The organism is Vibrio spartinae (assembly GCF_024347135.1).
GTDB lineage: Bacteria > Pseudomonadota > Gammaproteobacteria > Enterobacterales > Vibrionaceae > Vibrio > Vibrio spartinae.
The window spans coordinates 2,175,480-2,189,538 of record NZ_AP024907.1 but is presented as its reverse complement, the minus strand read 5'-3'; the positions used below and the strand labels follow the sequence as shown (position 1 = coordinate 2,189,538).

At 46.7% G+C, this 14,059-nt stretch carries 17 protein-coding genes; 9 read left to right on the top strand and 8 right to left on the bottom strand.

All coding sequences use genetic code 11. The features are described from left to right. Positions 1-37 precede the first annotated feature (37 nt). The 3 genes from OCU60_RS09665 to OCU60_RS09655 all read left to right on the top strand — a co-directional run bounded on the left by OCU60_RS09665 (position 38) and on the right by OCU60_RS09655 (position 1,753). On the top strand, positions 38-319 hold the full coding sequence (locus OCU60_RS09665; RefSeq protein ID WP_072961590.1) for a type II toxin-antitoxin system Phd/YefM family antitoxin: 282 nt from the start codon (positions 38-40) through the stop codon (positions 317-319). Next, positions 316-606 carry a type II toxin-antitoxin system RelE/ParE family toxin gene (locus OCU60_RS09660; RefSeq protein ID WP_038179721.1) on the top strand — a complete coding sequence of 97 codons (291 nt, stop codon included), beginning with the start codon at positions 316-318 and terminating at the stop codon, positions 604-606. The genes OCU60_RS09665 and OCU60_RS09660 overlap by 4 nt, the downstream gene beginning before the upstream one ends. 931 nt (positions 607-1,537) lie before the next feature. After that, positions 1,538-1,753 carry a hypothetical protein gene (locus OCU60_RS09655; protein WP_139302089.1) on the top strand — a complete coding sequence of 72 codons (216 nt, stop codon included), beginning with the start codon at positions 1,538-1,540 and terminating at the stop codon, positions 1,751-1,753. Between the two features lie 433 nt (positions 1,754-2,186). Here the strand turns inward: OCU60_RS09655 and OCU60_RS09650 are convergent, their stop codons facing one another. Then, positions 2,187-2,528: a hypothetical protein gene (locus tag OCU60_RS09650; RefSeq protein ID WP_074371394.1), complete on the bottom strand. Its 342-nt coding sequence runs from the start codon at positions 2,526-2,528 to the stop codon at positions 2,187-2,189. Positions 2,529-2,550: 22 nt separating this feature from the next. Here OCU60_RS09650 and OCU60_RS09645 point away from each other — a divergent pair, with 22 nt between their 5' ends. From OCU60_RS09645 to cobU, 3 genes are all read left to right on the top strand, one after another. Continuing rightward, positions 2,551-2,955, top strand: coding sequence for a hypothetical protein (locus tag OCU60_RS09645; RefSeq protein WP_074371393.1), 405 nt, complete (start codon positions 2,551-2,553; stop codon positions 2,953-2,955). A 314-nt stretch (positions 2,956-3,269) separates the two neighbouring features. Beyond that, positions 3,270-3,734 carry an acyltransferase gene (locus OCU60_RS09640; protein WP_261854720.1) on the top strand — a complete coding sequence of 155 codons (465 nt, stop codon included), beginning with the start codon at positions 3,270-3,272 and terminating at the stop codon, positions 3,732-3,734. 203 nt (positions 3,735-3,937) lie between these two features. Continuing rightward, positions 3,938-4,492: a bifunctional adenosylcobinamide kinase/adenosylcobinamide-phosphate guanylyltransferase gene (gene cobU / locus OCU60_RS09635; RefSeq protein WP_074372667.1), complete on the top strand. Its 555-nt coding sequence runs from the start codon at positions 3,938-3,940 to the stop codon at positions 4,490-4,492. 3 nt (positions 4,493-4,495) lie between these two features. On the opposite strand, the gene cobD is transcribed toward cobU, so the two are convergent. The 7 genes from cobD to OCU60_RS09600 form a co-directional block, all read right to left on the bottom strand. Continuing rightward, positions 4,496-5,602 (bottom strand): threonine-phosphate decarboxylase CobD, encoded by a 1,107-nt coding sequence (gene cobD, locus OCU60_RS09630; protein ID WP_074372666.1) that lies wholly within the window; start codon positions 5,600-5,602, stop codon positions 4,496-4,498. 71 nt (positions 5,603-5,673) lie between these two features. Then, the gene (locus OCU60_RS09625) at positions 5,674-6,378 is read right to left on the bottom strand and encodes an HAD family hydrolase (RefSeq protein WP_074372665.1); all 705 of its coding nucleotides are present in this window, start codon (positions 6,376-6,378) and stop codon (positions 5,674-5,676) included. A gap of 1 nt (position 6,379) precedes the next feature. Beyond that, positions 6,380-7,399: an ABC transporter ATP-binding protein gene (locus tag OCU60_RS09620; RefSeq protein ID WP_074372664.1), complete on the bottom strand. Its 1,020-nt coding sequence runs from the start codon at positions 7,397-7,399 to the stop codon at positions 6,380-6,382. Then, entirely contained in the window at positions 7,396-8,184 is a 789-nt protein-coding gene (locus OCU60_RS09615) for an ABC transporter permease (protein WP_074372663.1), read from the bottom strand. Before OCU60_RS09615 ends, OCU60_RS09620 begins: the two co-directional genes overlap by 4 nt. After that, on the bottom strand, positions 8,156-9,052 hold the full coding sequence (locus OCU60_RS09610; protein WP_182288639.1) for an ABC transporter permease: 897 nt from the start codon (positions 9,050-9,052) through the stop codon (positions 8,156-8,158). The genes OCU60_RS09615 and OCU60_RS09610 overlap by 29 nt, the downstream gene beginning before the upstream one ends. Before the next feature lie 59 nt (positions 9,053-9,111). Then, on the bottom strand, positions 9,112-9,912 hold the full coding sequence (locus OCU60_RS09605; protein ID WP_074372662.1) for an alkaline phosphatase family protein: 801 nt from the start codon (positions 9,910-9,912) through the stop codon (positions 9,112-9,114). Positions 9,913-9,921: 9 nt separating this feature from the next. After that, on the bottom strand, positions 9,922-10,968 hold the full coding sequence (locus tag OCU60_RS09600) for an ABC transporter substrate-binding protein (protein WP_162493851.1): 1,047 nt from the start codon (positions 10,966-10,968) through the stop codon (positions 9,922-9,924). 215 nt (positions 10,969-11,183) lie between these two features. Here OCU60_RS09600 and OCU60_RS09595 point away from each other — a divergent pair, with 215 nt between their 5' ends. The 3 genes from OCU60_RS09595 to glk all read left to right on the top strand — a co-directional run bounded on the left by OCU60_RS09595 (position 11,184) and on the right by glk (position 13,941). After that, positions 11,184-11,894 (top strand): UTRA domain-containing protein, encoded by a 711-nt coding sequence (locus OCU60_RS09595; RefSeq protein WP_074372660.1) that lies wholly within the window; start codon positions 11,184-11,186, stop codon positions 11,892-11,894. A 322-nt stretch (positions 11,895-12,216) separates the two neighbouring features. Continuing rightward, positions 12,217-12,645 carry a VOC family protein gene (locus OCU60_RS09590; protein WP_074372659.1) on the top strand — a complete coding sequence of 143 codons (429 nt, stop codon included), beginning with the start codon at positions 12,217-12,219 and terminating at the stop codon, positions 12,643-12,645. Positions 12,646-12,963: 318 nt separating this feature from the next. Then, positions 12,964-13,941 (top strand): glucokinase, encoded by a 978-nt coding sequence (gene glk, locus OCU60_RS09585; RefSeq protein WP_074372658.1) that lies wholly within the window; start codon positions 12,964-12,966, stop codon positions 13,939-13,941. The last annotated feature ends 118 nt before the right edge of the window (positions 13,942-14,059 follow it).

Here is a 14,059-nt window from a genome sequence, read left to right as displayed (position 1 = left end):
ATTTGTACGTAATTATGTACAAATAGAGACTTTTGCAATGAAACGTATTCGCTTTGACCAAGACATCAAACCGTTATCTGAGTTTCGTTCAGGTGTGGCTTCGTTTATCAAACAAATCAATGAGACTCGGCGTCCGTTGGTGATTACTCAAAGGGGCAAGGGGGTTGCTGTGGTTCTGGATGTAGAAGAATATGAAGCAATGCAAGAAAAAATAGAATTACTTGAAGAAATGCGAGCGGCAGAAGCACAACTTGCTTCAGGTATGGGAGTTTCCAACGAAGACGCTCGGGCTAATGTACTGGAACGTATTAAAAAATGAATGTTGTTTGGGCGCCATTCGCTCTTGAAAAATTAGGGGATGCGGCAGAATTTATTTCGTTAGACGATCCTGTAGCAGCAGAAAATTGGGTTAATGATGTTTTTGATAAAACGGAATTATTAGGAACTATGCCTGAAATGGGGAGAGTTGTTCCCGAGCTGCCGAATACGAACTATCGAGAAATTATCTTTGGTCACTACCGTATTATTTATAGTTGTTCTATTGAGATACGGATACTCACAGTAAGAAATTGCCGTCAGATATTAACAAAAGATGACGTATGCTGAACTTAAACTTAAGGCATTTTTAATTTGCAGCCTCCGGCTCCCAAATTTGACGCACAATCAGCGTCAGTGATTTCAGAGACATCGGTGTTCTGTGCGCCAGTTACTCTTGCAGAGATGCAAGCGTAACCAGAAAATCGTTTTTGTTTGGCTTGGTCGCACGTTGTCCAGAACCAGCTTTTACGGGCGTCCTGCCCGGAAAAGCTTAACCATTCTTCCTTGAATGGTTTTCTTTGATTGGTGGTTGATTTGAGTTGGGTGAAATCTTTTTAAAAAAGCCAACTTGATTGATGTGCTCAGGGGAAAATTCAAGGATGAATTTTAAGCTTTTCGTGAGCAGGAGCGAATAAAAGCGTCCCTGATTACGCACACCGAACCCAAAAAGATGCTTTTGGTTACTTTTGACATCTATCAAAAGTAACTGGGGCGCAGTTGGAGGTGCTAATGAGATCGAAGACGGTCATTGCGTCCCAAACTCAGCATCATCCTTTTACTTTTCCAGCCTCCGGCGTTGCAGTTTGACGCACAATTGCGTTTTTCGGTTTCAGGGATATTGGTGTTCTGTGCGCCAGTTACTCTTGCAGAGATGCAAGCGTAACCAGAAAATCTTTTTTGTTTGGTTTGGTCGCACGTTGTCCAGAACCTGCTTTTACGGGCGTCCTGCCCGGAAAAGCTTAACCATTCATCCTTGAATGGTTTTCTTTGATTGGTGGTTTGTTTGAATTGGGTGAAACCTCTTTAAGGCGAAGCCAACTTGATCGATGTTCTCAGGGTAAAATTCAGGGATGAATTTTAAGCTTTTCGTGAGCAGGAGTGAATAAAAGCGTCCCTGATTACGCACACCGAACCCAAAAAGATGCTTTTGGTTACTTTTGACATCTATCAAAAGTAACTGGGGCGCAGTCGGAGATGCTAATGAGATCGAAGACGGTCATTGCGTCCCAAACTCAGCATCATCCTTTTACTTTTCCAGCCTCCGGCGTTGCAGTTTGACGCACAATTGCGTTTTTCGGTTTCAGAGGCATCGGTGTTCTGTGCGCCAGTTCCTCTTGCAGAGATGCAAGAGGAACCAGAAAATCTTTTTTTGTTTGGCTTGGTCGCACGCTTTCCAAAACCGGCTTTAACGGGCGTCCTGCCCGGAAAAGCCTAACCATTCATCCTTGAATGGTTTTCTTCGGTGGGTGGTTGATTTGCGTGCGGTGAAATATGCTTAAAAAGTTAATTTGGTCACTGAATTCAGGGTGAAAAATCATGGACGATTTTTCAGGATTGCTTGAGCAGGATGCGAATCAATCCGACCCTGATTACGCACACCGAACCCAAAAAGATGCTTTTGGTTACTTTTGACATCTATCAAAAGTAACTGGGGCGCTTTCGGAGATGCTAATGAAATCGAAGAGCTGGATTGCGCACCAAACCAACAACGTTACTGCTTCGTGTACCAATCCTCTTCATCACACCTTACTGATTGTTTAAACACTGCAATTTCTTGCAAACCTTACCTACATCAAAGAATTTCATGTTTGTGTCAATTTTTTCTGGCGATTTTCTAAAACCTATCCAATGCTATTTTTTGACTTGAATTATTTTTTATGAATTTCTGAAGTGGAGTTAATATATTGTTTCGCGATTCTCATTGCGTAATTTTCGTCTGAAAATTCTAGGAGAAAATGGGGAATCTGATTGTCTATTTGTGGTGAGAATGTTGGTGATTCCGCAGTTTGTTCGGCGACGGCTATAAATGTGTGAGTATTTGTTACATTAAGACTTTTTGCATAAATATTGATATTTGAATTTTGAGAATCAATATCGTAGACAGTTCTACAGTTGTCAATAAATAAACTATCAATGTCAAGGGTTGAGTTGTTCCCCAATCTAAATACTGTGCGGCAATTAACAATAGAACCGCCTTTTATCGTAATCATAGTAAAGGTACTCCAAGAAATTATGGCAATCAAAATTATCACTGAGAACTCATACATATTGGTTAAAACCTTTGCTAAAGCTCCAGAATCAGCTGATTTAGAAATTAAGTTGTTAGATGGAACCGTAGTTAAAGCGGATACAATGCTTGAAATAACAAGTGTTGATAGCCTTTTCAACTCCCTAGGTTTGCCTAAAGATTCTATTACTAATGAACAGTTTCTCGCACTTGCCGAGAAAGTTATCACTCAAGGTAATGATGTCAATGAGCAATCATTACTAAAGTGGGCGAATAATAGCGCTATATTTGCAACTTTAGTCGGTTCCGAACCTCTTACCTTGTTAGTCTCGGCTCTGGTTGGCGTTGCTTCACTAGGTTGTAAGGGGATTGATAAACTCAAGTCTTTAGTAAATAGAAAAGACATGTAACAAAATGAGCATAGCGTTACAACTAACTTTTCTCCATATTTTCGTTTCACATTGACGGCCTTTTCGCATCGAATTTAGGAACACAGCCGTTTTCGGCGTTTTTCTAACACTGGTGATGATAGCGACTACCTTGGGTTCCCAGCCTAAGTAATTGTTGAACAATTAATTTAAAAATTTAAAAGCAGAATCGGGTTGCATCCTGACATCATTGCCAGATACAAAACAGTGTCACCTGAGCATCGCTTTCTTTTTACGATGCATTTCGATATTGTTTTGTTCATGCCTTCACTGCGCATCCTATTGCTGGAGATACAATGACAACCCCACGAATTTTAAAAGCTCAAATTAAAGATATAACCTGTGGTGAAAATGTTACGATTGTTGAGCCTGCGAATATTTATGGCTGCGAGCTTAAGGATGACGTGTTTATTGGGCCGTTTGTCGAAATACAAAAGAACTCAGTCATTGGTGCCCGGACAAAAATACAGTCGCACGCTTTCATTTGTGAGTTTGTCACGATTGGCAATGATTGTTTTGTCGGGCATGGGGTGATGTTTGCGAACGACCTTTTTAAGAACGGCCGGCCGGACCCAAACCCGGATAATTGGGGGCGCACCGTGATCGCAGACAACGTTATCATCGGCTCGAATGCAACCGTGCTGCCTGTTGATATCTGTGATGGCGCTGTGATTGGTGCCGGGAGTGTGGTGACGAAGGACATTACTGAGAAAGGGATCTACGCGGGAAATCCGGCCAGAAAGTTAAGAGACTTACCGTAAGTACCTACATTTCCCTCGCTGCAATGAACCCAATCATTACTAGGCATCATTGTTACATATTGTTGTTATGTATTGTTGTGGCGAACATCAATCTGAGCTGACCACGACAAATTAACGCTCACGCACAAAACACCATCCCCCCAATCCCATTGCTTTTCCCCCTCGTTCGGGCAAAATCACAGGCTCACTATGCGGAGGAATCTATGGCGACATCTCTTTTTATTGGCGGGGCGCGGAGCGGCAAATCCAGCTATGCGGAGCGGCAGGCATTGGCGCAGCTCAAACAGCGGATGTCGGAAGGCGTCACCGCACAACTACATTATGTTGCGACCGCAATTGCGTTTGATCCGGAGATGAAACAGCGGATTGAACAGCATCAGCGTCGCCGCGGGCCCGAATGGTGTAACCATGAATCTCCGCTCATGCTGGCGCAAACACTGGCGCAGTTTCAGCCGCAGGATATCGTGTTGGTGGACTGCCTGACTTTGTGGCTCAATAACGTTATCTATAACGACGGTGAGACCGCCACTAAAGCGATGATCGAGCAGCATGTACAGGCCTTAGTCAGTGCGTTGCAGGACTCTCCGGCGACGATTTTCTGTGTCTCCAACGAAGTCGGTCTCGGCATTATCCCGATGGGTGAAATTTCCCGCCTGTATGTTGATCACGCGGGATGGATGAATCAGGCGATTGCGGCACTGGCTGAACAAGTGACGTTTATGGCCGCCGGTTTGCCTATGTTGCTAAAAGGCGCTTAAATTTTAGCAATGCGCAAGCACATCCCTGAGTGCCTCAAGTAATTGCTGATTGTCCTCACGGGTCCGAATTGCCACGCGATAATCGTGTGTCGACAGGCCGGGGTAGTTGGCGCAGTGGCGGATCAGGATGTTGCGCTGCATCAGGGCATGTTGTAAATCGAAATCAGCCCGATGCAGGCGAAAGAAAATATAGTTGGCCGCAGGCGGATAAACCGTTAACCCCGGCAACTGAGACAAGCCTTGGAACAGATAAGATTGCTCGCTGTGCAGCCAGTGATAAGTCTGCTGCGCATAGGCGTGATCCTGTAAGAGGATGTCTGCGGCCAGCGCCGCAAAGGCATTGATTGTCCATGGCTCTCGGGTGTCGCGCAATGTCGCCAGAACCGGCTGATTGGCGGATAATAAATAGCCAAGCCGCAACCCCGGAATGGCGTAAAACTTCGTCATGGAACGGAGTAGAAACAGGTTCGGATAGCGGTCAAGGACATCGGTGAGCCCCCGATGTTGCGGCAGAAAATCAATAAAGGACTCATCGACAAAGAGCTGAATTCCAAGTTCAGCCGAGCGGTTTAAAATTTGTTGCAGCAGCGCTGGCGCCGGCATCAGACCGGTCGGGTTATTCGGTGTGCAGAGAAACAGACAATCCAATTCCTCATGCAGTGCCGCCAACAAGCGCTCGGTGACTGCAAATCCTTCTTGTTCTACTAAGACAAAACGCTCAATGTCACACCCGATACGTGTCAGTGCCTGACGGTATTCCGCAAATGTCGGTTCGACAATCAACGCTCGACGGGGCTGTGTCTGTTGTACCCACTGAAAAATCAGTTCGGTTGCCCCGTTGCCTGCGATGACATAACTGGCTGGGAAATCACTTTCAGGACGACTCATTTGCGCAGCATGGTGACGCGCAATTGCTTGATGCAGATGTTGGTAGTCAATGTCCGGGTAGCGTTCAACACAAGTCACTTGACTGATGATGGCATCGCGTAATGTTTGAGGCATCCCCAGCGGGTTGATATTGGCGCTAAAATCTAATATGTCTTCCGCTTTTCGGCCATACTTCTCGGCCATTTGCCGAGTGTTACCGCCATGTTGTCCGCTTTTTGCCATTGAATCTTCTTTTGGGTTATCTCTGTCATCAATGGCTGACAATGTAGCGAATTCCCGATTGAAGTGCCAGCTCAGGCGGATACTGCCGACGGATCGGGCGTTGTCGGTGATGTTTTGCCCCAGTGATAAATGGTCCAGTGTGGTTTGCCTTCGGCCTGTTGAGCAAGCGCCGGCGCCGGGTTGATCAGATAGACATAATCGGCGTGCCGGCATAGCGGTAAATCGTTGATGGAATCGGTATAGAAATGTACAGCCGAAAAGGGTTGCGGCTGGCTAGCGAGCCAGTCGTCCAGCCGCTGGACTTTGCCTTCCCGATAGCTGGGAATGCCGTCGATGTCGGACGTGTAACACTGATGCTTTGTGATGAGATTAATCCCTAACGCATCGGAGATGCCCATTTTTTGCGCCACCGGGCGAACAATAAAACTGACTGTGGCAGAGATGACTAACATCGGAATATGTTGTTCAGTTAGTTCGGTGATGAGTTGCTGCGCTTCACTGAAAAGTCGTGGCAGGATGCGGGTTGTAACGCACTCTTCGGCCAAGGCATCGACCGTTGTTTTGGGGAGGTGAGCCAGTGGGGTGAGGGTAAAGTTGAGATAGGTTGCCATCTCCATTTGACCGGCTGCGTATAAATCCATCATCTCGCGGTCCCGCGTTAGAAAATCTGGATCGGTGACAATGCCTTTCTCGACTAAAAATGCATTCCAAATCATGGCACTGTCACCATCGATCAGAGTGTCATCCATATCAAAAACGTACAAAGGGTTGGACATATTAATCTCTCACGGGTTGGATTTCGTTCAGGTTAAATAAAAGTTCCAGTGGTTGTCCAACGGGAAATAATCGTTCTGAGGATCGATTGAGCAAATCAACCGTCAGATGCTGAGTCCCGATAGCTGCTGTGTAGCGAATCACATTGCCAAGTAACTGATGACTCACCACTGTGGCTGATTGAGGCGCTGAAATGTGTGGTTCATAATGGCGGCCGGCTTCTCTGACATAAATCGACTCGGGACGAATGGCAACCTGTGTGGCGCTCTCGATCCCGAACCATGCGTTGGCTGTCTGGGCATCGATCAGATTATAATGACCCATAAATTTGGCAACAAAGGTATTGGCAGGTTGCGTATAAATACTTTCGGGACGACCTTGCTGGACGATTTCTCCCTGATTCATGAGAAAAATCCGGTCAGAAAGTTGCATGGCTTCTTCCTGATCGTGGGTGACAAAAATTGTTGTTAGGTTCAGTTCTTTTTGAATGGCGCGGATTTGCTGGCGCAGAATCTTCCTGATTTTGGCATCGAGTGCTGAAAGTGGCTCATCCAACAGGAGAATTCGGGGCCGGACAATCAGCGCTCTGGCTAAAGCAACTCGCTGTTTCTGTCCACCGGATAATTCGTGTGGGTAATGTTTTTCTTTTCCTTTTAGTTCAACCAGTTCGATAAAGCGCTGCGTTTCTTGCGCAATGGTTGGTTTATCGAGGCCTTTCATTTTCAGACCAAAGCCAATATTGTCGACCACCGTCATATTCGGAAAGAGTGCATACGATTGAAAAACCATGCCGATTTCTCGTTGCTGCGGTGCCTGACGGGAGATCTCGTTGTCATCAACCCAGATTTCACCGTTATTGATAGGATCTAGTCCGGCAATACAACGCAACAGTGTTGATTTTCCGCAGCCGCTGGGGCCGAGTAAGGTAATGAATTCACCTTGCTCGATCGAAAACTGAATTTCTTTGAAAACGGTATGCTCACCGAATGCTTTGGCGAGCTGGTTGATGTGAACATAACTCATTGTGGTATTCCCCGGTTAAAGCGGCTCGCGAGCCAAGTACAGACAAAAATAAAGAAAAAATAGGTCATCACCAATGCTGAGGTAAAGTGACCGCTGGTCTGACGCATGTTGTACAAATAAACCTGCAACGTTTCATAACGGGTACCGACCAGAATATTGGCAAACACAAATTCACCGAGCAAAAATGAGAAGGATAAAAATAGTGAGGCCATCAGCCCTTTTTTCAGGTTGGGCAAGATAATGAACCAAAACGCTTTGGTGGTGCTGGCACCAAGCAAGTGAGCGGCATCAATCAAATCGCGCAGATGGAGCGCCATCAGGTTATTGGCGATTGCCCGGTACATGAATGGCAGCGCAATCGTGAAATTGGTACCGATCAGAATCCACGGGGTGCCGACGAGTGCAATCTGACTATCGGCATAGAGCTGAAGCAGCCCGACGGAAGAGACGACCGGTGGGACGGCAAACGGTAGCAGGATCAGAATGTTCATGATTTTATCCAGCTTTGGATAGTAATAAAAAATGACGAACATCATCGGTAGAATGAGCACGGTTGCCAGCAGCAGAGCCGTGATGCAGACAAATAACGAACGGCCGAATGCCGCCAGAAAGCGTGGGTCGCTGAGTAACTGCACATACCAATGGAAGGTAAAACCTTCGGGGAGAATTGAGGCCCCCCATCGCGCAGATAGTGCATACGCAAATGTCGCTGCGATCGGGATCAGTAAAACCAAGAGAATCCCGTACACGACACTTTTATGGTAGATCTGATTCGTGTTTTGCATGGTTTTTCCTTCTTATCGGACGATGTTTGGCCGGGCGGCTTTTGGTATGGTCACTTTGAGCGATCAGCCATTGATTGACGATGGTGACCAGAGCCAAAATGGCGATCAGTAAGACGGAGATGGCCGCGGCGAGATTGGGTTCGAGAAACAGGTCACCGGAAACCAGACTGGCAATCCGAATGGTGATCAGGTTGTAGTTGCCGAGGGTGAGTGCATAAGCACTGGCATAGGCCCCGATGGCATTGGCGAATAAGATAATAAATGTCCCGAACAGCGCCGGCGCCAGCACGGGAAGGGCTATTCTGAACCAGTATTGACGCGTATTCGCGCCAAGCAATGCTGCCGCTTCCTGCCAGTCTTTTTTCAGTGCATCGAATGCCGGGTAGAGTAAAAGGGCACCGAGTGGGATCTGAAAATAAGTATAAATTGTTAGCAGCCCCCAGCGACCATAGAGATTGAATTCATCCAGAATCCCGAGTTGACGCAGAATCAGAGTCAGTGCGCCATTGGTGCCGAGAATAATGATGAAAGCAAAAGCGAGGGGGACACCAACAAAGTTACTACTCATATTGGTGAATGCAATCACGGCATCTCGGATGCGGTTGTTGAGATGACGCAGAGATGAGACTAACAGCGCTGCGATGAGCAGCCCTATCAGACTCGACCATAAAGCCAACCATAAACTATGACTAAAGCCTTGCTGAATAAAGGTTGAGTCAAAGATTTCCCGGTAATTGTCCAGTGATGGTTGCGTGCCGTCGCTGAAACTGTTGGTGACGACCCACACCATGGGTGAGAGCTGAAAAATATAGAAAACTACGGCAAACGGAATCAGCCACAACAGCGGTCGCCATTTTTTCAGGCGCATCAATAATGTATCGTTCTGACAATGTTTGAGTGGGCGTATGACGTTTTCTTGCTGATTCATCAGAGAATACCTCTTGCAATTGGTTTCTGGTGAATCAGTCCAAGTAATTCGCAAATGACACCGCAAATGTCAGTCTGATCAATCTGTGCCTGCTGGTGGCTAAAGTGTTCACCGATCACGAAGAGTGGGACTTCGCGCTCCTCGATCAGGGTGCCACCGTGAGAGCGATCATTGTTCATACCGTGATCACTGGTGATCAGAATCTGATACCCCGCAGCCATCCATTGGGGCAAGATATCAGATAAAATTATATCGGCTTGGCGCACCGTATTGCGATAGTGAGCGGAATCAAGCCCGGACTGATGGCCGGCATCGTCAATATTCATCGGATGGATCAGCAAAAAATCCGGATCATAATGACGGCGAAGGTATTCGGCGTCGAGAAACAGAGCTTCATCTGGATAGTGGTCCCAGTGGTAAAAGAGGCCATGCTGAATATGAAGCGCTGGGTTGTCGGTGAAACGATCTTCAGCCGGCTGATAAGGTGAACGGTTATAGAGTTCGCTAAACCAATGATAAGCTGCTGCTGCGGTTTTCCTGCCCTGCTGCATTGCCAGACTAAAGACCGACTCATGCTGGGAAAGGCGGTTGACCTGATTGTGCACAATGCCACTTTCGACCGGACAGACGCCCGTCAACAAACATTCATAGAGTGGTCGGGATAACGAGGGCAGTTCACAGGTGATTGGATATAATGTTGCTTGCTGAGATGCGATCAGGCCATTCAGGTAGCCCAGACATTGCCGGGCTACTGAAAGATTGAGGCCGTCCAGAACAACAAGGATTACTTTATTGCTCATAGGGCTGCCTTACTGCTGGTGGATGAGGACACTTTCTTGCCATTGACGTGGCAGACGGCGGGCTGATTTTTCCCAGGCATCAAAGTTTTGAATAGGATGAACGTTTTTGTACTGTTTGTTATCGAGTAATTTGGCTTTGGTTTCTGCCGGGAGCGCAATGTCGGTTCGGATCGGGCGGGCATAACCATTGGCAAGATTGATCTGTCCCTGATTACTAAAGATATATTCACGGGCGAGTTTTGCCGCATTCGGGTGCTTTGCGTATTTATTGATGATGGTGGTGTAGCCGGAAATGACGGAACCATCTTGAGGGATGCTCACCGTGAAGCGAGAACGGTCAATTTTATCGCGGTAGTTGAGCGCATTGAAATCCCACAAAACTGCCACTTCAACTTCTCCTTTTTCTAAGTTCGCCAGACTGGGGTCGGTGAAAGACAGACGCCCTTGTTCTGCCAGTTTACCGAAGAACTTGAGGGCTGGTTTTAAGTTAGATTCATTACCGCCGTTGGCGAATGCAGCCGCCAAAACAGCATTATTGGCTTGAGACGCGACACCAACATCACCGATGGTCACTTTATAGTTTCCGGTGAGCAGATCGGCCCAACTCTTCGGTGGATGTTTTACCAGATTATTGTTCGACATAAATGCGATCGTTCCCGTGTAGGCAAGGGCCCAGTAGCCGTCTTTATCTTTTGCCCAGTCAGGAATGTCGCGCCAAGTTGAAGGTTTATAAGGTTGAGCGACGCCCTTTTGCACGGCAACACGCCCGAAAGCGAAGCCAACATCACCGATATCTGCGGTGGCATTGTGTTTTTCCGCTGCAAATTTGGCAACTTCTTGCGCTGAACTCATATCGGTATCCTGATGTTGCAGGTGATATTTCGTATTCAGGTCTTGCCAGGTATCTTTCCAGTTTGCCCAGCTATCGGGCATTCCGACACTGTAGACTTGCCCTTCCGCTTTAGCCGCCGCAACCAGTTCATCAATAGACTGGGTTTTTGCAGTTGCATGAAACGTCAGTGCGACAGAAATAAGCGCTAATGTTGTCGGTATCATTCGGGGGGAGCAACATAATTTCATAAAAAGCCATCCTTTGGACTAGTTCAGTTTGTTTAATATTCATCCTATGCAGCAAATGTGACGATTCCTTGGCTGTTTTCTAAATTATTTATGACAAATTGATGAATATTTCAGCGGCTACCTTGCTTGCATTTGGGGCAACACTTACATTGAATCGTGTCGGTTTGGACTAGTTCAGGTAAACATGATCAATGACGCAACTCACTAAAATTAAAGATGTCATTCGGGAGCAGATTCTCGGTGGGACGATGAGTACCCGACAGAAGTTACCTTCCGAGCGGGAGTTATGTGCCCTGTTTTCGACCACGCGGATTACGGTCAAAGATTCATTGGCGTCTCTGGAAACTGAAGGCTTAATTTATCGGGAAGAGCGTCGGGGCTGGTTTGTTTCACCACCAAGAGTCCATTATAACCCGCTGTCCCGGAGTCACTTTCATCAGATGATCAGTGAACAGAATCGCATTGCTGAAACGCGATTGATTCAAGTACAGAGCCGGATGGCGACCAGTGAAGAAGCTAAATTACTGGCACTGAACGAGATGACGCCACTCCATATGATTCAAAGGCTACGTTTTATTGACGGGCGAGTCGTGCTGTATGTTGAAAACTGCCTGATTGCGCATTGGTTCCCCGGAATTATTGAAGAAAATCTGACTCAGTCACTGACCGGGCTGTATCGGCAGAAGTATGGGTATGTGACCAGCCGTTCTCGCTTTGATGTAATTTCAACCGCCGCGACGCCTCAAGTTGCGAAAGCGCTCAACATTGCTGCCGGACAGCAAGTCCTGAAAATTTGTCGAGTCAATTATAAACAAGACGGGGCAATCATCGATTGTGAGTTTGAATACTGGCGTCCGGATGCGGTTATGATTACCATCGATAGCCATACTGAAAATGAGTGATCCAAATGCTTATGATGTCATTGAATGCTTTTGTGCATGGGATATCGTGAGCAAAAATTTATGGCGATCATGTATTTGTCACATTGCGGTTCAAAAATTAAAGTCTGTTGATAATCATATGGATTCAGTTTCATCATTATCAGTAAGCCTTGTTGATTTTTTGAGAACACGATTGATTATTTACATTCTAACGATGTTTTTTCACATATTTGCTAGGCTAAAATAGAGAGCGTTATCTCACAGCCATGTTTTTGGTCAAGGATTGATTACTGATACATGGTGGCGTGATATATAAAGTGATTGATGTATCAAGGAGTATTCGGTGGAACCTAGGATTAGTATTATCACACTTGGTGTGAAAAATTTAGAAGCCTCATATGATTTTTATGCTGCACTCGGCTTTACTTCCCCCCAAAAACCAGCGGACGGTATCATTTTCTTTAAAACCGGTGGTGTGTGTCTGGCGTTGTATCCGTTGGATGATCTGGCTGAGGATATCTCACCGGCGTATGCATCTCACAGCCCGGGGTTTTCTGGTATAACATTGGCGCATAATACGCGTTCGAGAGAAGAAGTTGATGAAGTTTTGGCATTGGCAGTCAGTGCCGGAGCCCGGTTAGAAAAACCGGCAAAGGACGCATTCTGGGGCGGTTATAGTGGCTATTTTTCTGATCCCGATGGTTACCTATGGGAAGTCGCGTATGGGGATTGCTGGGATTTCCATGATGATGGCAGTCTGGTGATTCAGTAGCTTTGCTGTTCGTCTGTCCGACTCAGATGACTTGAGTTCGGCTCAAAATGCGCAGAGACGGATGATTTATCCGCTAGCTTTGACGAATATCTCAGGTTCGTCGTGTCGAAATCGATAGAATGCCGCATTCGTCATGAAAATCGTTGCAAAGAAAAAATGAGCAACGAGACAATAACTGATCATGATATTAACACGAGAGAATAGGGCGGATCTCCCCACCTCATCTGGCGGTTGTCCAGTCGTGTCGTTTTGTTTTTTGATGTTGGCATTTTGCCGGCATTTTTGATTTTTTGGATTTGAATTTTAATGGAGGATTTTATGCCCTATCAATTTGCGTTGATTGGCGATATTGGTGGCACGAACGCCCGTTTGGCATTATGCGAACTGGCATCAGGAAAAGTGAGTCACGCCAGAACATATGCCTGTGCTGAATATCCGAGTCTTGAGTCTGTGATCAAGCATTATATTGACGATTCAGAAGTGGCAATTCAGCAAGCCTGTATTGCGATTGCTTGTCCGGTACAAGGTGACTGGGTTTCGATGACCAATCATAGCTGGCAATTTTCGATTGAGACCCTGCAACATAACCTCGGGCTTGAAACATTTCAGGTGATCAATGATTTTACTGCGGTCTCGATGGCGATTCCGGTTTTGGCTGAGTCTGATGTGGTGAAAGTCGGATACGGGGAGGCGGTCAAAGGAAAGCCGATTGCCGTCTATGGTGCCGGAACGGGGCTGGGTGTGGCGCATTTGCTGCCAGTGGGTGAGCAATGGCTCAGTCTGCCGGGTGAAGGTGGCCATGTGGATCTGGCATCGGGAAGTCAGGAAGAAGACCGGATTTTAGCCGAGTTACGCCAAGATTTTGGTCGCGTTTCAGCGGAGCGATGTCTGTCGGGACAGGGGATTGTCAATCTATACAATGCGATTGTTCGTGCTGACGGGAAGACACCGGAAGCATTCACCCCGAAAGATGTGGTTGAACAGGCGCAGGCAGACACGCAAGTGGATTGTCGGAAAGCACTGAACTTGTTTTGTGTGTTGATGGGCCGCTTTGCCGGCAATCTGGCATTGAATCTGGAAACGTTTGGCGGGGTTTATATTGCCGGTGGCGTTGTGCCGCGCTTTGTCGATTTCTTGCTCAATTCTGAATTCCGGACTGCGTTTGAAGATAAGGGGCGGTTCAATACTTATTTAGAAAATATTCCCGTCTTCCTTATTACCCATAAAGAGCCGGGTTTACTGGGTGCCGGTGCTTATCTGAGACAATCGCTTGGTTTGTCTCTCGCGGCAGCGTGATGACTGATGTAGCGTAGCGCGTAACACAGTCTCATACCAGAAGGGCAGCGTTCGGAATGGTACGCTGCCCTTTTTAAATGCAAGTATTCCTGTCCGTAAGATCAATGGTGCATCGTAC